A 20,093-nucleotide genomic window follows, 5' to 3' on the forward strand; every position below is an offset into this window, starting at 1 on the left:
GGCGCGCGCCGTGCGGGGCCATGGACCTCAGCCGGTGAACACCCCCGCCAGGTGCTCGCGCAGGGCCTGCTCGCTCACCGGCCGGGTCCGGAAGCCGACGTGCCCGTCGGGCCGCACCAGGTAGGCCGCCGTCCCCGGGCCGCCCGTGCCGTAGGCGGCGGCGAACGCACCGCGCGCGTCGCGCAGGACCGGCAGGTCGACCAGCGGTGGGACGGCGACGTCCGGGCCGGCGACCAGGTAGGGGCGCACCTGGCCCCCGGTGGCCTGCCGGACCGAGGCGGCCAGCTCCTCCAGGGCGTGCAGTTCCTCGTCACCGGTCCCGTCCCCGGCGGTCAACAGCAGGGTGGCGTGCGTGCCCCGGGTCAGGTCGAACAGGCGCACGTCGTGGGCGACGCCGAACCGGCGGAGCCCCAGCACGTCGGGTGCCCGGTGCCCGGGCAGCGGACCGCCGGTGAACCCGGCCGGGCCGGTGACCTCCCCGACCAGCGGGCTGTCGGCGTAGTTCATCGTCATCTGCATCTCGAGCAGGAACTGCGCCCGCTCGTCGTCCATGTCCATCTCGTCGGTGAACGCGATGGCCACGGCGCGGTCGACGATGGCCTTCCCGGCGGGCCGGCGCTCGGCCTCGTAGCTGTCCAGCAGGCCGGCGGAGGCCTGCCCGCGGACGGCGAGGGCCACCTTCCAGGCCAGGTTCCAGGCGTCCTGGATCCCGGTGTTCATGCCCTGGCCTCCGGCCGGCGGGTGCAGGTGGGCGGCGTCCCCGGCGACGAAGACCCGGCCGGTGCGGTACCGGTCGACGATGCCGTGCTTGACCCGGAAGATCGACGACCAACGCAGGTTGCTCGCCGTCGTCCCGGCCGGGCCGAGGTCGTCGATCGCGGCCTGGATGTCGGCCAGCCCCGGCGGGTCGTACTCCTTCCAGAACCCGGGGGGCACCACCCCGCTGCCGATCGTCTTCTGCAGCCGCTGCGGCGCCAGCGTCGCCACCCGGTACCGGTTGCGGCCCTTGAGCGGCACGCAGACCAGCATCCCGGTGAAGTCGCCGTCCTCCTCGATCCGCACCCAGCGCACCAGGTGCCCCGGCGGCATCTCCCAGTCGACGTCGACGTCCCCGAGCATGAACAGCTGCGGGAACATCGACAGGCCGCCGTCGAAGGTGAGCCCGAGCTGCTCCCGGACGGCGCTCCCGGACCCGTCGGCGCCGATCAGGTACTGCGCGCGGGTGCTGGACCGGGTGCCCGCCGCGTCGACGAGCTCGGCGGTGACGCCGTCGTCGTCCTGGGTGAAGCCGGCGAGCTGGACCCCCCGGTCGACCCGGACGCCGAGGGACGTCAGCCGGTCCCCGAGGATCCGTTCGGTCTCGTACTGCGGCAGCCCGAGGTGGGCGTAGGGCAGCTCCTCCAGCCCGGACCAGTCGACCTGGTGGGTCTGCTTCCCGTTGACGAACACGGTCTGCCCGTGCAGCCAGCTGCCGGCGTCCATCGCCTCGGTGACGATGCCCTGGTCCTCCCAGATCTCCATCGTCCGGCAGTGCACGCCGATGGCCTTGTCCGCCTGGGCGGCGGGCTCGCTGCGCTTGTCCACGACCCGGACGGCGATGCCCCGCCGGGCCAGCTCGATCGCCGCGGTCAGCCCGGTCGGGCCCGCGCCGACCACCAGCACCTCGCACGCGGTCCGGGTCGGGACGTCCTCCGGCGGGGGAGCGGCCGCGACCGCCGGCTCGGTCCGGGGCACCGGCACGCTGGTGGTCTCCGGCGCCGCAGGGGCCGGCGCGGGACGGGTGGCCCGGACGCCGCGGACCCCGGCCTCCTGCGGGCGGAAGCGGATCTCGTAGAGCTTCCGCTCGAAGAAGACCGACAGCCAGCGGATCAGCGGCCCGCTCTGGTCGGCGTGCGAGGGGTCGTCCACCCAGTTGCGGAAGTCCTGGTCGGACTCCCACTCGGCGAAGATGTGGAAGATGTCCGAGCCCGGTTCCCGGAGCAGCTCCTCGCGGATCAGGCCCGGTGTCCCGCGCAGCCGGTCGGTGACGACGGCGTAGGCCCGCTCGAACGCCTCCTCCTCGCCCGGGGCCACCCGGGTGCTGATGTCCACCCGGACGTGCGAGGCCTGCTCGCCCCCGGCGATGCCGTAGCGGATCTCGTAGGTGCTGCGGTCGGCGTCCTCCCGCAGGTCGCGCAGCGACGCGGTCAGCGCCTCCCGGGCGGCGGACCGGCCGAACGCGTCCGCGGCCGCCCGGTCGGCCCACTCGCCGACGATCAGGAAGGTGCGGGCGTCGTCGGCGTCGCGCATCAGCTCCTGCCGGACGTTGCCCGGTTCCCCGGCGATCTGGACGGCGGCGGTGCGCCACGCCTCCTCGAACCGCTCCTCGCAGCCCTCCCGGACCCGCATCCGCAGCAGCGTGCGGACCGCGCCCCCCGGCTCGGCGGCGGTGGCCGGGGCGGCGTCCTCCAGCGTGGTCATGACGTCCTCTCCTCGGTGGGCCGGCGCAGCACCAGGCTGCTGTTGAAGCCGCCGAACCCGCGGGCGAGGACGACGACCGTCTCGACCTGCTGGGCGCGGCTGTGCTGGACGAGGTCGAGGCCGGGGGCGTCGACGGGATCGTCCAGGTACGCGGTGCCGGGCACGATCCCGTCCCGCATGGCCAGCAGCCCGGTGGCCACGTTGAGCGCCGAGCCGCCGGCCATCAGCCGCCCCGTCCAGGACGACGGCGCGGTCACCGGCACCGGGTCGGTGCGCCCACCGAACACCCGCTGCAGCGCCTCGAGCTCGAGGGCGTCCAGCTCCGGCACGCCGGCCCCGTCGGCGAGGACCAGGTCCACGTCGTCGGGGGTGATCCCGGCGTCGGCGAGGGAGAGCTGGACAGCCCGGGCGTACTGCCGGGCGTCGGGAGCGGCATCGGCGTGGTGGTGGGCGTCGTGCGTAGCGCCGTGGCCGGCCACCTCACCCCACACCCGCTCCACCCCGCGGGCCCGGGCGGCGCCGGGCTCCTCGACCAGCAGGATCGCGCCGCCCTCGCCGATGACGTGGCCCGAGGCGCGCCGGTCGAACGGCTTGTAGGCGTCCTCGGGAGCCGGCGCCGTGGAGAGCCGCCCGCTGGTCGCCTGGCAGAGCAGGGCGTACGGGGTCACCCCGGCCTCGGTGCCCCCGACCAGCACCGCGGGGGTGCCCCGGCGCACCACCCGGCGGGCCCAGCCGATGCTGTCCAGCCCGCCCGCGCCCTCGCTCACCACGACCCCGGAGGGCCCCTTGTAGCCGTCCCGGATGGAGATCTGGCCGGTGCTGGCCGCGTAGAACCAGGCGATCGACTGGTAGGCGCCGACCGACTTGGGCCCCTTGGCCCACAACCCCTGGATCTCGTGCTGGCTGAACTCGTTGCCGCCGGAGCCCGCGGCCAGGAACACCGAGGTCGCGTAGGCGTCCTCCGGCGCGGAGTACCCGGCGTCCTGCGCGGCGAGAGTGGCCGCCGCCAGCGACATCCACGTCCACCGGTCGGTCTGCACCATCAGCCGGGGGTCGACGTGGTCGGCGGGGACGAAGCCGGTCACCTGTCCGGCCAGCGATACGCCGTACTGCGCGGGGTCGAAGCCGACGATCGGCCGGATCGCCGGCTCCCCCCGCACCAGGGAGGACCAGTGCGCCTCCACGCCCACCCCGGTCGGCGCGACCACGCCGATCCCGGTCACCACCAGTTCCGTCATGGTGTCCTCCTCGTGGGGTGGGCGAGCACGATCGCGGACTGGAAGCCGCCGAACCCGCTGCCCACCGACAGCGCGACGTCGACCTTCTGCTCCCGGGCGGTGTTGGGCACGTAGTCCAGGTCGCACTCGGGGTCGGGCACCGCGTAGTTCGCCGTCGGTGGCACCACCCCGCGCTGCACCGCGAGCGCGGTGGCGGCGATCTCGATCGAGCCGATCGCGCCCAGCGAGTGGCCGATCATCGACTTGATCGAGCTCATCGAGACCCGTCGGGCGGTCGGGCCGAGGCTCAGCTTCACCGCGGCCGTCTCGTGCCGGTCGTTCTGCTTGGTCCCCGAGCCGTGTGCGTTGACGTAGCCCACCTCGTCGGCGTCGATCCGGCCCTGGTCCAGCGCCAGCCGGATGGCCTCGGCCATCTCCACCCCGTCCGGGCGCAGCCCGGTCATGTGGTGGGCGTTGCAGCGGTTGGCGTAGCCGCTGACCTCGCAGTAGACGTCCGCCCCCCGCCGGCGGGCGTGCTCGAGCTCCTCCAGCACCAGCACCGCGGAGCCCTCGCCCATCACGAAGCCGTCGCGGCGGGCGTCGAACGGCCGGGCGGCGTGCGCCGGGTCGTCGTTGTTGCCGGTGGTCGCCCGGATCGTGTCGAAGCAGGCCATGGAGATCGGGGAGATGGGGGCGTCGCTGGCCCCGGCGAGGACGACGTCGGCGTCGCCGTCCTCGATCAGCTGGCTGCCGTAACCCACGGCGTCGATGCCCGAGGTGCAGCCGGTGGAGACCACGGTCGCCGGCCCGTGGGCACCGAAGCGCACGGCGAGCTCGGTGGCCCCGCAGCTGGGCACCAGCGCGTGGTGCAGGAACCGGGAGGCGTACTGCGGGTCCACCAGCCAGTGCGTGCCGGCGTCGCTGACCGCCACGTACTCGTTCTCCAGCCGCATGGTGGCCCCGACGGCGCTCCCGAGGACGACACCCACCCGGTCCGGGTCGGGGGCCTCCAGGGTGCCGCTGCCCAACGCCAGCCCGCTGTCGGCGACGGCCTCGTCGGCGGCGACCATGGCCATCTGCACGAAGCGGTCGTTCCGGAACACCTCGTGCGCCGTCAGCCCCTGCTGGCGCCCGTCGAAGTCGACCTCGGCGGCGACCTGGGACCGGAACCGGCTGGGGTCGAAGAAGGTGATCCGCCGGGTCGCCGTCCGGCCGGCCGTGATCATGTCCCAGAAGCCCTCCCGGCCCATCGAACCGGGTGCGACGACGCCGATCCCGGTGATGACGACCCGGCGGCCGGTGGTCATCACCGCACGCCCATGGAGCCCGGCGAGGGCTCGGTGTCGACGTGCCCGAGCTCCGGGCGCGGGGCCAGCGGGCCGGCCAGGAAGACGAAGAACGCCGGCTCGACGCCGTCGTTGACGATCCGGTGCCGCACCCCGATCGGGATGTGCACCGCCGACTCCCCGCCCAGCCGGCGCTCCTCCCCGTCCAGCGTGACCAGCACGTCGCCGGAGACGCAGTAGAGGAACTCCTCCGAGTACGGGTGCCAGTGCTCGGTCACCACCTCGCCCGGCTCCAGGGTGAGCGTGCCCATGAACCCGGCGGTGGCACCCACGCTGGTCGGCGAGAGCAACACCCGGATGTCACCTCCGCGGCGGCGGTTGGGGACGGCGTCCGACCGGGACACGGTGGGCCCGCAGCGCACCTTCGCCGTGGGGTGCTGGATGGTGGTCATCTCTCTCCTCTGCTGGGCGCAGCGCCGGTGAGCGCGTGTGCTGGACGGGCGGGCGGGTCGGGCAGGCCCGGTCCGGTGGCCAGGCGGGCCGGGAGGTCGGGGTGGACCTGGCGGATCAGCGGGCCCAGGGTCGGGACGGCGCCGACCTCGACGACCCAGGTCGCCCCCGCCTGCTCCACCAGGGCGTGCCCGGTGGCCTCCCACTGGACCGGTGACGTCAGGTGCCGGCGCAGGCAGCCGGCCAGGTGCTCCGGGTCGCGGGAGGGCCGGGCGTCGACGTTGGACAGGACGGGCACGTCCGGGACGGACCAGTCCAGCTCGTCGAACCAGTCGGTCAGGCGGGCGGCGATCGACTGCATCAGCGGGCTGTGGCCGGCGGCCCGCCCCGGCAGCCGGACCAGGTCCAGACCGGTGGCGAGGACGGCGTCCCGGGCATGGGCCAGCTCCGGGCACCAGCCGGAGAGGACCACCTGGGCCGGGCCGTCGTACGCGGCGATCGCCAGGCCCGAGGTGTCCCCCAGGTCCGCGATCACCGCGCGGGCCACCTCGCCGGCCCCCGGCCCCACGACGGCGGCCATCCCGGCGGAGGACGGGCGCGGTGAGTGCGCCAGCATCTCGGCCCGGCAGTCGACGAGGTCGACCACCTGGTCCAGGCGCAGGGCGCCGGCGGCCACCAGCGCCGCGTACTCGCCGACGCCGTGCCCGGCGACGGCGACGGGCTGGAGGCCGGCGTGCGCCAGGCTGCGGGCGCCCGCCACCCCGACCACGAGGGAGGCCAGGTGGGCCACCGCCGGGTCGTGGAGGTTCAGCGGGTCGCCCCACCACGCGACGACGTCCCGGCCCAGGACGTCGGAGGCCTCGGCCACGACGTCCCGGGCGGCCGGGTCGGGCAGCCACGCCTCCAGGGCACCGGGTGCGGTGGTCCACTCGCCCGGGAGGACGACGGCCGCCCCGGTGCGGGGCCCGGTCACCGGACAGGCTCCGGATGCCGGGCGGCCGCCTCCACCTTGTCCCGGATGACGGCCATCTGGATCTTGCTGTTGGCGTCGATCCGCTCGGTCATGCCCGCGGTGTCCACGGGAGCCTCCGGGCGCATCCGGAAGTCCTGTACCCACTGCATCCGGGTGCCGGTGCCCTCCGGGGTGTAGCTCCACCGGATGTCCATGAACTCGAAGGGGCCGGGCTCGACCCGGTGGGCCACCACCTCGTGTCGGGCCTCGTCGAGGGTCCGCTCGGAGACCCAGCTCCAGACCCGGCCGCTCTCGTCGGGGTGCATCTTGAGCCGGAACCGGAACGTCGAGCCGGTGTGCGCGAGCACCTCCACCTCGGCGTACTCGGTGAACAGGTCCGGCCAGGACGGCAGGTCGTTGGTCATCCGCCACACGTGGTCGATGTCGGCGTCGATGAAGATCGAGTTGTCGGTGTGGCCGACGGTGTTCTCGGGAGTGCTCATCTGGGTCCTCCGGTGGTCGAGGGGATGTGACGGTGTGGTTCGGCCCCGTCCAGAGGCTCGCGCCGAGCTTGCGAGGGGGAGGAGGACGGGGTCCTTCGTCAGGCCGGCTGGGACTGGGCCGCGCAGACGGTCTCGACGATGTCGCCGAGCGTGTAGCGCTCCGCGTCGTCGTCGGGCATCTCGGTGCCGAAGCGGTCGTGCAGCTCGGTCTGCATGGACAGGAAGGCCAGCGAGTCCAGCCCGATGTCGGCGAAGTGGGCTTCGGGGTCGGTGGTGCGCGACTCCGGCGGGAGACCGGCCTTCTCCGACAGCAGGTCCATCAGGTCGTCGAGGGTGAACGGTGCGTTGCTCATGGCGGTGTTCCTTCCTGAGACGGTGCATGGGCGGGAGCCTCCGGCCGGTGCGGCTCGGGGGCCGGGACGAGTTGCAGGGGCCCGTGCGGGACGGGGAGCCCGGCGGTCGAGTTCTCGCCGAGGGCGGCTGCCTGCACGAGCAGGTCGGGCAGGGCGCGGTCGAGGAACTCGATGTCGTGGCGGTCGGCGCACACGTCGGGGTGGCGCAGCAGGGCCCGGTGCAGGTCGACGGTGGTGCGCAGGCCGGGCCCCTCGACCCGCAGCTCGGCCAGCGCCCGGTCCATCCGCCGGATCGCCTGGTCGCGGTCGGGCGCCCAGACGACGAGCTTGCCCAGCAGCGAGTCGTAGTGCGGGCTGACGTCGTCGCCCTGGCGGTAGCCGGTGTCGAACCGCGTCCACGGCCCGCCCGGCGGGCGCAGGACGTCGAGGTGCCCGGGTGCCGGGGCGAAGCCGCGGGTGGGGTCCTCGGCGTTGATCCGGCACTCGATCGCGGCGCCGCGCGGGACGACGTCCTCCTGCCGTAGCTGGAGCCGCCGCCCGCCGGCGACCAGCAGCTGCTCGCGGACCAGGTCGACGCCGGTGAGCATCTCGGTGACCGGGTGCTCGACCTGGATCCGGGCGTTCATCTCCATGAAGTAAGCGCCCGCCGCGTCGACGAGGAACTCGACGGTGCCGGCCCCGGTGAAGCCGACCGAGAGGGCGCCCTGCACGGCCAGGGCACCCAGCTCCTCCCGCTGCCCGGGGGAGAGGTGACCGGCCGGCCCCTCCTCCAGCAGCTTCTGGTGCCGCCGCTGGAGCGAGCAGTCCCGCTCGCCGAGCGAGACACCCGAGCCGTGCGCGTCGCAGAGGACCTGGACCTCCACGTGCCGGGCCCGGGTCAGGTAGCGCTCCACGTAGACGGTGGCGTCGCGGAAGACCGCCCGGGCGACCGCCCGGGTGCTGCTGAACGCCTCGGCGAAGTCCGCCGGGTCGGTCACCACGGTCATCCCGCGGCCCCCTCCGCCGGCGACGGCCTTGATGATCACCGGGTAGCCGATCGCGTCGGCGATGGCGCGCCCCTCGTCCGCCGTCCGGACGGGTTCGACGACGCCGGGCAGCAGCGGCAGGCCGGCGTCGGTCATCAGCCGCCGGGCCGTGGCCTTGTTGCCCATCTGCTGCATGACCTCCGGCGGCGGGCCGACGAAGGTGAGCCCCTCCTTCTCGCAGATCTCGGCGAAGTCGGGGTCCTCGGAGAGGAAGCCGTACCCGGGGTGCACGGCGTCCGCACCGGTGCGCAGCGCCGCCTCGATCAGGTTGGGCACGTGCAGGTAGCTGTGCCGTGGCGCGGCGGGACCGATGTGGACGGACTCGTCGGCCATCTCCGCCACTGCGGACCCCCGGTCGGGGGTGGAGCAGGCGGCGACCACCTCGATGCCGAGCTCCCGGCAGGCGCGGGCGATCCGGACGGCGATCTCACCGCGGTTGGCGATGAGCAGCCGGCTGATCACCGGGAGGCCCCGTCGCAGCGCAGGTACATCAGCACCTGCCCGTACTCCACCGACTCGGCGTCCCCGACGACGACCTGGGCGACCACGCCCGGCTCCTCGGCCACGATCGGGTTCATCAGCTTCATCGCCTCGACGATCCCGAGCGTCTGCCCGGCCTCCACCTCGTCCCCGACCTGCACGAACGGTCCGGCGTCCGGCGCGGGGGCCGCGTAGAACGTGCCGACCAGCGGTGCGTGGACGGCGGTGAGGTCGGCCGGGACCTCCGGCTCGGTGGAGGGGTCGGTCGCGAGCGTGAGGCTGCGCGGCCCGGTGACGCCGGGGTGGTCGGACGCCGCGTGGTCCTCGGCGGCCCACTCGACCTCGATCGAGCTGTCCCCGCTGCGCACGGTGAGCCGGCGCAGCCCCCCGGGCAGGGTCCGGGCGAGCTGCAGCACGTCCTCGCGCAGCGAGCGGACCGCGTCGTCCTCCCCGGCCGGCGGGCCGGGCACCTCGGCTCGCTGGGCGAGCTCCCCGGGGCGCACGGTCACCGCTCCACCGGCAGGACGGGCTGGAGGGCCCGCACCGGTCGGTCGTCGTCGACGTCGATCCGGGAGAACCGCCGCGACCGGGCCGCGAGCAGGGTCTCGACGTCCTGGCCGGTGAGCTCGTCCAGCTCCCGGCGGATCGCGGCGCGGAGCAGCCGCGCCGCCGCTGCGGGGTCGGTGTGCGCCCCGCCCGGCGGCTCGGCGACCACGGAGGTGGCGATGCCGGAGCGGTACAGGTGCGCCGCACCCAACCGCATGGCCCGGGCGGCGGTCGGTGCGGCGGTGGCCGTCCGCCACAGGATGGCGGCGCAGCCCTCGGGGCTGATCACCGACAGGTAGGCGTTCTCCAGCACCAGCAACCGGTCGGAGGTGCACAGCGCCAGTGCGCCGCCGCTGCCGCCCTCCCCGGTCACCACCGAGACCACCGGCACGCGCAGCCGGCTGCTGCGCATGATGATCTCGGCGATGGCGTGGGACTGGCCGTGCTCCTCCGCCTCCGGGCCCGGATGGGCGCCCGGGGTGTCGACCAGCGTGACGACGGGCAGCGAGTGCGCCTCCGCGTGCCCGAGCAGCCGCAGCGCCTTGCGGTAGCCCGCCGGGTGCGGCATCCCGAACTCGTGGGCCACCCGTTCGCGGACCGAGTGCCCCTTCTCGTGCCCGAGGACGACGACGGAGTGCCCGCCGATCGAGGCCACCCCGCCGACCAGGGCCGGGTCGTCGCCGAAGGCGCGGTCGCCGTGCAGCTCGACGAAGTCGTCGAAGGCCGTGTGCAGGTAGTCCAGGGTCGTCGGTCGCTCGACGACCCTGGCCCGCTGGACGACCTCCCACGGGTCGCTGTCCAGCGGCGGTGTGTCGTCGGCGGAGGTGGTGTCCGGCTCCTCCTCGGCCGCCCCCCGTGGCCGGTCCGGCGCGTGCAGGGCCAGCAGCCGGGCCAGCAGCGGGCGCAGCTCGGCCCGGCTCTCCACCCGGTCGACCAGGCCGTGGGCCAGCAGGAACTCCGCGGTCTGGAAGTCGCTGGGGAGCTCCGCCCGGATCGTCTCCTGCACGACCCGCGGGCCGGCGAAGCCCACGTGCGCGCCGCGCTCACCGACGAGGACCGAGGCGAGGGTGGCGAACGACGCGGACACGCCCCCGTAGGTGGGGTCGGTGAGCACGCAGACGGAGAACGACCCCGCCTCGCGGAGCCGGCCGAACGCCTCGCTGACCCGGGCCATCTGGAAGAGGGAGAAGACGCCCTCCTGCATCCGGGCCCCACCGCTGGCGCACACGGCCAGCAGCGGCAGGCCGCGCTCGAGCGCCAGTGCGGCGGCGCCGCTCACCCGGCGCCCGACCTCCACGCCCATGCTGCCGCCGAGGAAGCCGAAGTCCATGACGGCCAGGGTCACGGCGGTGCCACCGATCGTGGCCACCCCCACGACGACCGCCTCGGACTCCCCGGAGCGGTGCGCGGCGTCCCGCAGCCGGTCGGGGTAGGGGCGCAGGTCGGTGAAGTCCAGCGGGTCCCCGTCGCGCTGTGGGAAGACCGTCTCGGTGAAGCTGCCGGGGTCGACGAGCTGGTCGATGCGGGCCCGGGCGCCGAGCCGGAGGTGCGCGTCGCACTCCGGGCAGACGTGCAGCTCGCGCTCGAGTCGCTTCCGGTACAGCAGCCACCCGCAGGCGGGGCAGGAGGTCCAGTCCGCCGGTACCCGGGGTGCGGTCACCCCGGGTGTGGTCATCGAGGAACGTGTCATGTCGGCCTCTCAACCGTGTGCTGCCGCTCGCCTCACTCGGGCGAGGACGTCCAGTGGTAGAAGCGGCGGGCCATCGCGTCCTGCGGTGAGCGCCAGGTGGGGCTGTACGCCTCGATGTAGGGCTTCAGGTCATCGCTCACGGCCCGGAAGGCCGGCAGTGACTGGGCGACCTGCATGGCCTCCGCCGGGGGGCGGTCGAAGCCGACCAGGTGCACGTAGATCCCGTGGAACTGGAAGAGCGACCGGTGTCGCACCCCGATCTCGTGCGGCATCGACGTCGCGTCGTAGCGCCCGAAGACGGCGGCCACGTCATCGGCGTCGGCCGGGTCCATCTTCGCGATGATCATCGTCTCGTGCACGGTTGCTCCTACGGCGTCGGGACCGGACGAACGAGGCGAACGCTAGGGCGGCGGCGGGTGCTCGGGCATCGGCCGGACGGGCGGTTCCGGGGGCGCGCCCGGAGGTGGGGAGGGGGCTCCCGTCTCGTCCGGAGGGAGGGCAGCGGGCGCCCGCCGGGTGCACGGGGTGGCCCGCCCGCCGTCGGTCCCCCCACCGCCCGGAGCAGTCACGGACCGCGCCCCGGAGCGCAGGGACCACGACCCGGGTATGAACCGGCGGGGCATTCGGCCCGGACGCGCCCAACGCGGTGGCGTGCACCTTGCGTCATCCCCTAACTTCCGAGACCGGTGGTATCCAGGCGGTCGCCCCGCGCCCGTCACGAGCGGAGTTGACAGGGATGACCGGCGAACCGTTCGCAGGCACGGCCCCGGAGGTGCTGTCCGGGAGCGACGGCGTCCCCTTCCGGGTTCTGATCTGCGACGACCACGAGGTGCTGCGGCACGGGCTGCGTGCGGTGCTGCTCCGGGCGACGGACCTGCGCGTGGTGGCAGACGCGGGGTCGGCGGCCGACGCGCTGCTCCTCGCCGCCCGGCTCCGGCCCGACGTCACCGTGGTCGGCCTGGGGGCGTGGGGACCGGTCGTGGCCGAGCTCGTGCGCTCGTTGAGCGACCTGGGGGTGCGGGTGATCCTCCTCGGAGAGCCCGGCGCGGGCGGTGACCTGGTCGACGCGCTGCAGGCCGGTGCGTGCGGCTACGTGCACACCACGGTCAGCCCACAGCGCCTGGTCGACGGGGTGCGGGCGGTCGCCCAGGGTGAGGTGGTGCTCGACGCGGCCGCCACGGGAGAGCTGCTGCACCGGCTCGACGACGCCCCGCGGCACGCCGACGGTTCACGGGTGTCGTCCACCGGGGCGCTGACCGCGCGGCAGCTGGCCGTCTCCCGGCTGGTCGCCGAGGGGCTGACGAACGCGGAGATCGCCGAGCGGCTCGACGTCAGCCGGGCGACCGTCAAGGGGCACATCACGGTGGCGCTGCGGCGGCTGGGGCTGCGGGACCGCACCCAGCTGGCGATCCACTTCCACCGCACGGCCGGCGACCTGCAGGCCTGAGCGCAGGCTGTGAGTTCCGTGGACGAAAACCGACACCGACACTCGATTGTCCGTTACCGTTCTGTCACCGCAGCTCCAGCCGACCCGTCGGGGAGGTCAGGGGCGCTCGTCGCGGCAGCATCAGGGGAGCCCGCATGAGTCTTGCCGACCCGGGGACCGATCCGGCGCACGTCGATGCACGCCTGCGGGCAGCTGGTCCACCGAGCGCCCGGGCCCTGCTGCACGACGTGGCGGTCGGGCCGGCTCCCGCACCGCCCCGGTCCGACCTCAGGCCGTGTGCGCAGCGGCCGCCGCGGCCCCTGGTGCGGGTGCTGCTCTGCGAGGACCAGGAGGTCTTCCGCCTCGGGCTCCGGGCGGTCTTCGAGGCCCAGCCCGACATCGCGGTCGTCGCCGAGACCGCTGACCTGGCGGAGGTGCTGGCGGCCGCCGACGGCCCGGGTAGCCGGGTCGTCGTCGTCCGGCAGAGCCTGGTCGGCAGCGCCGCGCTGCCGGTGCTCCGCGAGCTGTGCCAGCGCGGGGTCGGCGTGCTCGTGCTCGCCGAGGCGAACGGCGGCAGCCGGACCAGCCTGATGGACGTCCTGCAGTGCGGGGTCCGCGGCTTCCTGCCGCGTCGCGCAGCTGCGCAGCGGCTGGTCGAGGCGGTGCGCGCGCTCGCCCGCCAGGAGCCCGCCCTCGACGCCGCCGTGACCAGTCAGCTCGTGCGCCACCTGACCGGGGAGGTGCCGCGGCCCACCGCGGTGGCCCGGGCGCTCGACCGGCTGACCGAGCGTCAGCGGGAGGTGGCCGAGCTCGTGGCGCAGGGGCTCAGCAACGAGGAGATCGCCGGGCGGCTGTTCCTCAGCTCGGCGACGGTGAAGAGCCACCTGACGGCGGTGATGCGCCGGCTCGACGTCCGGACCCGGACGCAGCTGGCCATCCTGGTCAACCGGGACCACGCCCCGGCCGCCTGAGCACGGGACCTGCCCTCCGCGCCCCGCGGACCCCTGGGGCGAAGAGGGCAGGCCTGCAGCGGGACGGTCCTGCGCTCAGACGACGTCGCGCCGAGTCAGCAGCAGGGCGGTCAGCGCCGTGAACAGCACGAGGAACCCGGCCAGCACTCCCGCGGCCTGGGTGCCGTCGACGATCGCTGCCACCCCGGGTGTGCGGAGGGTCGCACCCGGTCCGGCGAGCGCGGCGACCAGCGAACCCGCGTTGACCCCGGGCAACGCGGCCTGGGCGGTGTCGAACGCCCCCAGCAGCGGTGCGGCGACGTTCACGATCAGGTTCTCCACGGCCAGCACCCAGACCAGCCCGAGTGCGATCGGGAGGGCGGTGCTGCGCAGCGCGTGCCCGAGCAGCAGGCCCAGCGCGCCCCAGGTGGCCGCGATCAGCAGTCCGCCGCCGAGCCCTCGGAGGAGCCGTCCGGCCGTCGGCCAGTCGGCGGCCGCGGATTCGCCGGCGGCGATCGCCCCGCTCGCCAGCGCGGTGAGCGCGAAGCTCACCAGCACCGTCCCGGCCAGCACGACGAGCAGCGCCAGGAGCTGGGCCGCCAGCACCTGGAGCCGGCGGGGGCCCTGACCGAGCAGGGTCTTCAGGGTGCCCCAGCCGTACTCGCTCCCGGCCAGCAGGGCGCCGAGGGTCAGCAGGAGCGCCCCGCCGAACAGCGGCAGCCCGGAGAGCGAGTTCAGCACCAGCTGGTCCGGCAGCATGCTCGCCAGCACCGCCTCCGGCGGCAGGCCCTCGAACGAGGCGCCGCGCTGGTAGCTGACGTAGGGGATGACCGTGCTGAACACCAGTTGCAGCGCAGGCCACAGCCCGAGCAGCACCCAGGTCGCCGGTCGCCGCAGCAGCTTGGTCAGCTCGGCTGTGATCATGGCCCCGAGCGACCCCGCCGTCCGGTCGGCCTGCTCTGCGGGTCGCCCGGGCCCGGCCGTCGCGCTCGCGGGCCGCTCCGTCTCCGGCGTCCCGCTGCCGGGACCGCCGGTCTCCGTCGTCGTGCTCACCGTGCCGCTCCTCTCCGGGACAGCCGCCCGGTCCGCTGCGCCGGAGGACCGTCCGGATCGGGGCCGGCGGCGGCGAGCTCCGAACCGGTCATCTGCAGGAACACCGCCTCGAGGGTCTGCGCCTCCTGGCGGAGCCCGGACACCTCGACGTCGGCCAGCACCAGCGCCCGGTTGATCCGGGCGGCGTCCTCCGGCCCGGCCTGGGCGTGCACGGCCCCGCCGACGACGGACACCCGCTCCGAGCCGAGCAGCCGGGTGGTGATCGCGGCCGCCTCGCCCAGCGGCTCGGCCTCGATCACCAGCCGGTGGAGCCCCAGCAGCTCACCGACGCTGCTCTCGACGACCAGCCGGCCGGAGGAGATCACCGCCACCCGGTCGCAGACCTGCTCGACCTCCCCGAGGAGATGGCTGGACAACAGCACGGTGTGGCCGTCGGCGGAGAGCCGGCGGAGCAGGGCCCGCATGTCGGAGATGCCCGCGGGGTCCAGCCCGTTTGTCGGTTCGTCCAGGACGACGAGCTCCGGGTCCTTGAGCAGCGCCGAGGCGACGCCCAGTCGCTGCTTCATGCCCAGCGAGTAGGTGCTGTAGCGGTCGCGGGCTCGGTCGGTCAGGTCGACCGTGTCCAGCACCGTGTCGACCCGGCCCGCGGGCGCTCCGGCGTACCGGGCCAGCACCCGGAGGTTCTCCCGGCCGGAGAGGTACGGGTAGAAGCCGGGGCCCTCGATCAGTGCGCCGACGCCCGACGACGCCGCCCCGGCCGGGCGGCCCAGCACCGAGGCCGTCCCGCTGGTCGGGCGCACCAGGCCGAGGAGGGCGCGCAGGGTGGTCGTCTTGCCCGCCCCGTTGGGGCCGAGGAAGCCGTACACCTCCCCGCGGCGCACGGTGAGGGAGAGGTCGTCGACGACGGTGCGCGACCCGTAGCGCTTCGTGAGGCCGGCGATCACCACCACCTCGTCGCTGGGGCGGGGCTGCACGAGTGGCCGCGCACCGACGGCCTGCGCTGGGGGCATGGCGGGACTGTGCTCCCAGCGCCCGCCCGCTGTCGACGGCGACCCGGGGACCATCCACAAATCCCTCGGCGGGCGGCAGACCTGGGGTGCGCGAGGCAACCAAGACGTACGACTCGGGGTGGGTCCTGGACACGACCCGGGTCGGGGTCGGTTCCTCCGCTGGTCGGGGTCTGCCACCTCGGGTGCGGGGGAGTTGTCGACCCGCGGCGTCTGGGCGCGGTGCGGCGAGTGACCCAGGGTTGTCCTCGCCTCGGGACCGATGCGGGACCGGGACGTCGGAGTGGGCGCCGCACCGGCGCGGCTCACCAGCGCGGTTCCTTCCAGGAGGGCGAGCATGAGAAGCACCAGCACAACCAGGGCCGACCGGAGCAGCTGGCAGACCCGCGGCCGGACGATCGTCCTGGCTGCCGCACTGACCCTCGGAGCCCTGCCGGCGGGCACCGCCGCCGCGGGTGGCCCCAGCACCCTGGTGGTGCACCCGGGCGAGTCGATCCAGGCGGCGGTCGACCGGGCGTCCTCCGGCGACACCATCAAGATCGCGGCCGGCACCTACCAGGAAGCGGTCTGCGTCGAGGGCAAGGGCCTGAAGATCGTCGGGGCCGGCCCGAACGCCACGGTGATCACCTGGCCGGAGTGGGGACAGGGCGCACCGCTGCCCGAGGTCGAGCCCAACGCCTGCTGGGAGGCCCACGAGCGCACGGACGCCGAGGGCGACCCCAGCACGCTCGCCGACGACGTCTCCGGGATCTTCTTCCTGAACCCGGACAGCCCGGTCAGTGTCGCCAAGCTCGGTACCCGCAACCACCCGGCCAGCGGGGTCGTCGGCTGGCAGGCCCACGGCTTCGAGGTCAAGGCCACCTCCGGCGTCGGCCACGAGCGGTACGGCGTGCTGGCCGCGGCGAGCACCGACATCACCATCATCGGCAACGTCGAGAAGGGCGTCGACCGGGGCGCGCCCTGGTACTCCGGCACCGCCGGGATCGGGATCGGCGACTCCGACGGTGCGAACGCCCGGGTCACCGCCAACTACGTCGAGGGATTCAACCTCGGCATCTTCGTCCGCGAGTCACGCGGCGGCCGGATCACCGCCAACAAGGTGACCGGCAACTGCGTCGGCGTGCTCTTCTTCGACGACGCGGTCACCGAGGTCCCGGACAACACCCGGCAGGTCCAGGGCGGTGACTTCACGATCCAGGCCAACGCCTCGATCGCCAACAACCGGTACTGCATCGCCGGGCGCGGCGGCGAGCAGCTGGTCTCCGGGGTCGGGATGTCGATCACCAACGCGGACTCGGTGCGGGTCATCGCCAACCTGATCAAGGGCAACCGCCCGATCATCCCGCCCGGCCAGGAGCCGACCAACTACCCGGCCGGTGGGCTGACGCTGGTCAGCTTCGCCCCGCCGCCGGGCACCCTGCCGCCCGGCGTCGCCGGACCGGGGCTGGTCGAGAACATCGAGGTCAAGGCGAACCTGATCCTGGACAACGAGCCGTTCGACGTCTGGGTGACCCGGCCGATCCCGGGCACGCTGCTGCAGGAGGCCGGCCCGGGCATCACCTTCCGGAACAACAAGTGCCGGGTGAGCGACCCGGCGAGCATCTGCGCCCGCTGACGGGCACCGTGCGAGGCCCCCTCCCGGACGGGAGGGGGCCTCGTGCCCGTGCTGGCGGACCGAGCCCGTGGTGAGCTGGGCCGATCGACCCCCGAGGAGGCTGCCGTGCCCGACCGACCGCGGATGACGCTGACCGCCACCGTGCTCGACACCCCGGACCCGCGCGGGCTGGCGCGCTTCTACGCGACGCTGCTCGGCTGGCCGATCGGCGCCGACGACCCCGAGTGGGCCACGCTGCTCCCCGGCGGGCCGGGTCTGTCGTTCCAGCTGGAGGCAGACCACGTGCCCCCGGTCTGGCCGGCCGGCCCCGATGACCCGCGGATGCAGGCGCACCTGGACATCGCCGTGGACGACCTGGACGCCGCGGTGCTGTTCGCCCGGTCGCTGGGCGCGACCACCGCTGCCTCCCAGCCCCAGGCCCACGTACGGGTGCTGCTCGACCCGGCCGGCCACCCGTTCTGCCTGTACCTCCCGGAGTGACCCGGCCGGGCCGTGCGGTCAGCTCGTCCCGGCGCCGACCCGGCCGGCCGGCTGGGTGGCCAGCCGGTCCCGCAGGAACGCCACGACCTGCTCGCGCGCCTCGTGGGTGGGGTGGCCCGGGGTCTCGACGTCCGCGCTGGTCAGGACCTGGTGCGCGCGCTGGCCGATGCCCGCGTCGTTGCCCGGGCGGTTGTTCAGCGACACCGGCAGCCAGCCGTCGCCGAACGCTGCGCGCAGGGCCCGGAAGCGGTCGCTGGGGGAGGCGGCGTCCTCGCTGAACCGCAGGCCCATCAGGCACAGGCCCTCGGTCGTGACCCGCGCCTGGACGGCCTCGCGTTCGCGGTCGGACATGCCCAGGTCGCGCCGGCGGCCGGGGGTCAGCGGGAGCGGCGTCGACGGCTGGCTGGCGACCGGCGCGAGCACGGCCGGCTCGGCGGCGGAGGCCAGCGCGAAGCCCCCGCTGAAGCACATGCCGATGACCCCGACGCCCGGCCCGCCCACCCGGTCGTGCACCCGGCGGGCCACGGCGCGGACGTACTCGGCCACCGGCCGGTCGGCCCGCTTGGCGAAGGCGCGGAACTCCCGGCTGATGCAGGCCCCGGCGAAGCTGCGTACCGCGTACCCGGGGCTCATCGGCCGGCCCGGGTCACCGAACAGGTCCACGACGGTGACGGTGAACCCGGCGCGGACCAGGTGGTCGGCCAGGCCCAGCACCTCCGGCGTCAGGCCCGGTACCTCGGGCAGCAGCACCACGCCCGGCCCGGAGCCGCACGTGTACAGGGTGTGGGTGATGCCGGCGTTGGTGAAGGGCTCGGGAGCCCAGCCGGCCAGGACGGCGGATGACGACTCTGTCATCGGCTGATCGTGGGGCACGCAGGCCGATAGGTCGAGTCCTCCGGCCGTGTCCGGTCGATCCGGCTCACCCGTCCGTGACGATCCTGCGTCGGTTCCGGGGTTGGACGTGTACGACCTATCGGGGCGGGTGAAGCTGGGTCCATGGGTGAGCCACAGCTGGTGGAACGACCGCGGGACGACGACGAGGCGCGGCAGGCACCGACCGGCCGGGCGGCGCTGTCCGGGTTGCTGGCGGCTGCGGCCGGGATCGGGGTGGTCGAGCTGGCCGCCGGTGCCGTCGACGGGGTGCCGTCGCTGGTCATCTCGGTGGGGGACGCCGTCATCGACAGCGTGCCCGGCTGGCTGGAGCGGGCCGCGATCGCTGCGCTGGGCACCAACGACAAGCCGGTGCTGCTGGCCTCGATCGGGCTGGTCGCTGCGCTGCTGGGCGCCGGCACCGGGCTGTTGGCGCGGCGCTCGTTCGTGGCGGGCGCGGTCGCGTTCGTGCTGATCACCGCCCTCGGCGTCGCCGCGGGCCTCGCCGCGCCGGACGCCTCGCCCACTCTGACCGTGCTGGCCGGCGTGCTGGGCGCGGCGGTCGGGGTCGCGATGCTGCACTTCCTGCTGGCTGCGGCGCGCGCGTACGGGCCGGCGTCGGACGGGTCCAGGACGGCGGACCGCCGCAACTTCCTCCTGCTGGCCGGCGGCGCAGTCGCGGTGGCGGTGATCGGCGGCGTCGGCAGCCGGCTGCTCATGGGGCGCGAACGGCTGACCGAGCTGCGGGCCGCCATCCGGCTGCCCGTGCCGGTCCGGCCGGCCGGGCCGGTGCCGGCGGGCGCTGACCTGGAGATCCCCGGCCTCACACCGCTGTTCGTCCCCAACGAGGAGTTCTACCGGATCGACACCGCCCTCCGGGTGCCCACCATCGACCCGGCGGAGTGGCAGCTGGAGATCCGGGGGATGGTGGACAACCCGTTCACCCTCACCTACGACGAGCTGATGTCGATGCCGCAGATCGAGGCCGACATCACGTTGTCCTGCGTCTCCAACGAGGTCGGCGGCGACCTGGTCGGCAATGCACGCTGGCAGGGGGTCCCGCTGTTCCGGCTGCTCGAGCGCGCCGGGCTGCAGGAGGGGGCCACGCAGCTGATCGGCCGGTCGGTCGACGGGTTCACCGCCGGGTTCCCCACCCTCACCGCCCTCGACGTCACCGAGGCGATGGTGGCGGTCGGGATGAACGGCGAGCCGCTGCCCGCCGAGCACGGCTTCCCGGCGCGTCTGGTGGTCCCCGGCCTGTACGGCTACGTCTCGGCGACCAAGTGGCTGTCCGCGATCGAGCTGACCGACTGGGACGTCGACGGCTACTGGATCCCCCGCGGCTGGGCCAAGGAGGGGCCGATCAAGACGTCGACCCGGATCGACGTGCCCGGTCCGGGGCGGACCATCACCGCCGGGGAGCGCCCGATCGCCGGGGTGGCCTGGGCGCCCACCCGCGGCATCGAGGCCGTGGAGGTGCGCATCGACGACGGTCCGTGGCAGTCCGCGACGCTGGCCGAGCGCCTCGACGTCGACTGCTGGCGGCAGTGGTACCTGCCCTGGCAGGCGACCCCGGGCGTCCACGTGATCGCCGCCCGGGCCACCGACGGGCTCGGCGAGGTGCAGACCGACGAGCGCACCCCGGTGGCCCCGGACGGCGCCTCCGGGTACCCGGTCATCGAGGTCGTCGTCGAGGCCTGACCGGCTCGACTCGGCCCAGCGGGATCAGG

Annotated in this window: 19 protein-coding genes; 5 read left to right on the forward strand and 14 right to left on the reverse strand. The window is 74.5% G+C overall.

Features of this window, described 5'->3' with window-relative positions; all coding sequences use genetic code 11:
• Window positions 1-27 precede the first annotated feature (27 nt).
• The 11 genes from O2W18_RS18370 to O2W18_RS18420 form a co-directional block, all read right to left on the reverse strand.
• Complete coding sequence (locus tag O2W18_RS18370) at window positions 28-2,460, reverse strand: FAD-dependent oxidoreductase (protein ID WP_269188877.1); 2,433 nt, start codon at window positions 2,458-2,460, stop codon at window positions 28-30.
• A complete protein-coding gene (locus tag O2W18_RS18375; protein ID WP_269188878.1) occupies window positions 2,457-3,698 on the reverse strand; it encodes a beta-ketoacyl synthase N-terminal-like domain-containing protein in 1,242 nt (413 codons plus the stop codon). Before O2W18_RS18375 ends, O2W18_RS18370 begins: the two co-directional genes overlap by 4 nt.
• Window positions 3,695-4,984, reverse strand: a complete 1,290-nt coding sequence (locus O2W18_RS18380; protein ID WP_269188879.1) for a beta-ketoacyl-[acyl-carrier-protein] synthase family protein — start codon at window positions 4,982-4,984, stop codon at window positions 3,695-3,697. The genes O2W18_RS18375 and O2W18_RS18380 overlap by 4 nt, the downstream gene beginning before the upstream one ends.
• Complete coding sequence (locus O2W18_RS18385) at window positions 4,984-5,415, reverse strand: cupin domain-containing protein (RefSeq protein ID WP_269188880.1); 432 nt, start codon at window positions 5,413-5,415, stop codon at window positions 4,984-4,986. The genes O2W18_RS18380 and O2W18_RS18385 overlap by 1 nt, the downstream gene beginning before the upstream one ends.
• Window positions 5,412-6,386 (reverse strand): ACP S-malonyltransferase, encoded by a 975-nt coding sequence (locus tag O2W18_RS18390; RefSeq protein WP_269188881.1) that lies wholly within the window; start codon window positions 6,384-6,386, stop codon window positions 5,412-5,414. Before O2W18_RS18390 ends, O2W18_RS18385 begins: the two co-directional genes overlap by 4 nt.
• A complete protein-coding gene (locus tag O2W18_RS18395; protein ID WP_269188882.1) occupies window positions 6,383-6,868 on the reverse strand; it encodes an SRPBCC family protein in 486 nt (161 codons plus the stop codon). Before O2W18_RS18395 ends, O2W18_RS18390 begins: the two co-directional genes overlap by 4 nt.
• Before the next feature lie 98 nt (window positions 6,869-6,966).
• Window positions 6,967-7,221: an acyl carrier protein gene (locus tag O2W18_RS18400; RefSeq protein WP_269188883.1), complete on the reverse strand. Its 255-nt coding sequence runs from the start codon at window positions 7,219-7,221 to the stop codon at window positions 6,967-6,969.
• Window positions 7,218-8,708, reverse strand: coding sequence for an acetyl-CoA carboxylase biotin carboxylase subunit (locus O2W18_RS18405; protein WP_269188884.1), 1,491 nt, complete (start codon window positions 8,706-8,708; stop codon window positions 7,218-7,220). Before O2W18_RS18405 ends, O2W18_RS18400 begins: the two co-directional genes overlap by 4 nt.
• Window positions 8,705-9,235: an acetyl-CoA carboxylase biotin carboxyl carrier protein gene (locus O2W18_RS18410; RefSeq protein ID WP_269188885.1), complete on the reverse strand. Its 531-nt coding sequence runs from the start codon at window positions 9,233-9,235 to the stop codon at window positions 8,705-8,707. The genes O2W18_RS18405 and O2W18_RS18410 overlap by 4 nt, the downstream gene beginning before the upstream one ends.
• Window positions 9,232-10,947 carry an acetyl-CoA carboxylase carboxyltransferase subunit alpha/beta gene (gene accA / locus O2W18_RS18415; protein WP_269188886.1) on the reverse strand — a complete coding sequence of 572 codons (1,716 nt, stop codon included), beginning with the start codon at window positions 10,945-10,947 and terminating at the stop codon, window positions 9,232-9,234. The genes O2W18_RS18410 and accA overlap by 4 nt, the downstream gene beginning before the upstream one ends.
• A gap of 47 nt (window positions 10,948-10,994) precedes the next feature.
• Window positions 10,995-11,321 (reverse strand): TcmI family type II polyketide cyclase, encoded by a 327-nt coding sequence (locus O2W18_RS18420; protein ID WP_269188887.1) that lies wholly within the window; start codon window positions 11,319-11,321, stop codon window positions 10,995-10,997.
• Between the two features lie 377 nt (window positions 11,322-11,698).
• On the opposite strand from O2W18_RS18420, the gene O2W18_RS18425 reads away from it, so the two are divergent.
• Together O2W18_RS18425 and O2W18_RS18430 are read left to right on the forward strand one after the other, a co-directional pair.
• Complete coding sequence (locus O2W18_RS18425; RefSeq protein ID WP_269188888.1) at window positions 11,699-12,409, forward strand: LuxR C-terminal-related transcriptional regulator; 711 nt, start codon at window positions 11,699-11,701, stop codon at window positions 12,407-12,409.
• 308 nt (window positions 12,410-12,717) lie between these two features.
• Window positions 12,718-13,359: a response regulator transcription factor gene (locus O2W18_RS18430; RefSeq protein WP_269188889.1), complete on the forward strand. Its 642-nt coding sequence runs from the start codon at window positions 12,718-12,720 to the stop codon at window positions 13,357-13,359.
• A gap of 75 nt (window positions 13,360-13,434) precedes the next feature.
• On the opposite strand, the gene O2W18_RS18435 is transcribed toward O2W18_RS18430, so the two are convergent.
• Both O2W18_RS18435 and O2W18_RS18440 read right to left on the reverse strand, forming a co-directional pair.
• The gene (locus O2W18_RS18435) at window positions 13,435-14,391 is read right to left on the reverse strand and encodes an ABC transporter permease subunit (RefSeq protein ID WP_269188890.1); all 957 of its coding nucleotides are present in this window, start codon (window positions 14,389-14,391) and stop codon (window positions 13,435-13,437) included.
• Window positions 14,388-15,401, reverse strand: coding sequence for an ABC transporter ATP-binding protein (locus O2W18_RS18440; protein ID WP_269188891.1), 1,014 nt, complete (start codon window positions 15,399-15,401; stop codon window positions 14,388-14,390). Before O2W18_RS18440 ends, O2W18_RS18435 begins: the two co-directional genes overlap by 4 nt.
• A 334-nt stretch (window positions 15,402-15,735) precedes the next feature.
• Here O2W18_RS18440 and O2W18_RS18445 point away from each other — a divergent pair, with 334 nt between their 5' ends.
• Together O2W18_RS18445 and O2W18_RS18450 are read left to right on the forward strand one after the other, a co-directional pair.
• Window positions 15,736-17,013, forward strand: a complete 1,278-nt coding sequence (locus O2W18_RS18445; protein ID WP_269188892.1) for a right-handed parallel beta-helix repeat-containing protein — start codon at window positions 15,736-15,738, stop codon at window positions 17,011-17,013.
• A 105-nt stretch (window positions 17,014-17,118) separates the two neighbouring features.
• Window positions 17,119-17,493 carry a VOC family protein gene (locus O2W18_RS18450; RefSeq protein WP_269188893.1) on the forward strand — a complete coding sequence of 125 codons (375 nt, stop codon included), beginning with the start codon at window positions 17,119-17,121 and terminating at the stop codon, window positions 17,491-17,493.
• A gap of 18 nt (window positions 17,494-17,511) precedes the next feature.
• On the opposite strand, the gene O2W18_RS18455 is transcribed toward O2W18_RS18450, so the two are convergent.
• The gene (locus O2W18_RS18455) at window positions 17,512-18,348 is read right to left on the reverse strand and encodes a dienelactone hydrolase family protein (protein ID WP_269188894.1); all 837 of its coding nucleotides are present in this window, start codon (window positions 18,346-18,348) and stop codon (window positions 17,512-17,514) included.
• A 141-nt stretch (window positions 18,349-18,489) separates the two neighbouring features.
• On the opposite strand from O2W18_RS18455, the gene O2W18_RS18460 reads away from it, so the two are divergent.
• Entirely contained in the window at window positions 18,490-20,064 is a 1,575-nt protein-coding gene (locus O2W18_RS18460) for a molybdopterin-dependent oxidoreductase (protein ID WP_269188895.1), read from the forward strand.
• Window positions 20,065-20,093: the final 29 nt, after the last annotated feature.

The sequence above is a fragment of the Modestobacter sp. VKM Ac-2983 genome (assembly GCF_026967885.1).
Taxonomy (GTDB): Bacteria; Actinomycetota; Actinomycetes; order Mycobacteriales; family Geodermatophilaceae; genus Modestobacter.

What these genes read in the sequence shown, in the direction of transcription:
- O2W18_RS18370 (WP_269188877.1), bottom strand. Translation starts at nt 2,460, where the DNA reads ATGACCACGCTGGAGGACGCCGCCCCGGCCACCGCCGCCGAGCCGGGG.
- O2W18_RS18375 (WP_269188878.1), bottom strand. Translation starts at nt 3,698, where the DNA reads ATGACGGAACTGGTGGTGACCGGGATCGGCGTGGTCGCGCCGACCGGG.
- O2W18_RS18380 (WP_269188879.1), bottom strand. Translation starts at nt 4,984, where the DNA reads ATGACCACCGGCCGCCGGGTCGTCATCACCGGGATCGGCGTCGTCGCA.
- O2W18_RS18385 (WP_269188880.1), bottom strand. Translation starts at nt 5,415, where the DNA reads ATGACCACCATCCAGCACCCCACGGCGAAGGTGCGCTGCGGGCCCACC.
- O2W18_RS18395 (WP_269188882.1), bottom strand. Translation starts at nt 6,868, where the DNA reads ATGAGCACTCCCGAGAACACCGTCGGCCACACCGACAACTCGATCTTC.
- O2W18_RS18400 (WP_269188883.1), bottom strand. Translation starts at nt 7,221, where the DNA reads ATGAGCAACGCACCGTTCACCCTCGACGACCTGATGGACCTGCTGTCG.
- accA (WP_269188886.1), bottom strand. Translation starts at nt 10,947, where the DNA reads ATGACCACACCCGGGGTGACCGCACCCCGGGTACCGGCGGACTGGACC.
- O2W18_RS18425 (WP_269188888.1), top strand. Translation starts at nt 11,699, where the DNA reads ATGACCGGCGAACCGTTCGCAGGCACGGCCCCGGAGGTGCTGTCCGGG.
- O2W18_RS18440 (WP_269188891.1), bottom strand. Translation starts at nt 15,401, where the DNA reads ATGCCCCCAGCGCAGGCCGTCGGTGCGCGGCCACTCGTGCAGCCCCGC.
- O2W18_RS18445 (WP_269188892.1), top strand. Translation starts at nt 15,736, where the DNA reads ATGAGAAGCACCAGCACAACCAGGGCCGACCGGAGCAGCTGGCAGACC.
- O2W18_RS18455 (WP_269188894.1), bottom strand. Translation starts at nt 18,348, where the DNA reads ATGACAGAGTCGTCATCCGCCGTCCTGGCCGGCTGGGCTCCCGAGCCC.
- O2W18_RS18460 (WP_269188895.1), top strand. Translation starts at nt 18,490, where the DNA reads ATGGGTGAGCCACAGCTGGTGGAACGACCGCGGGACGACGACGAGGCG.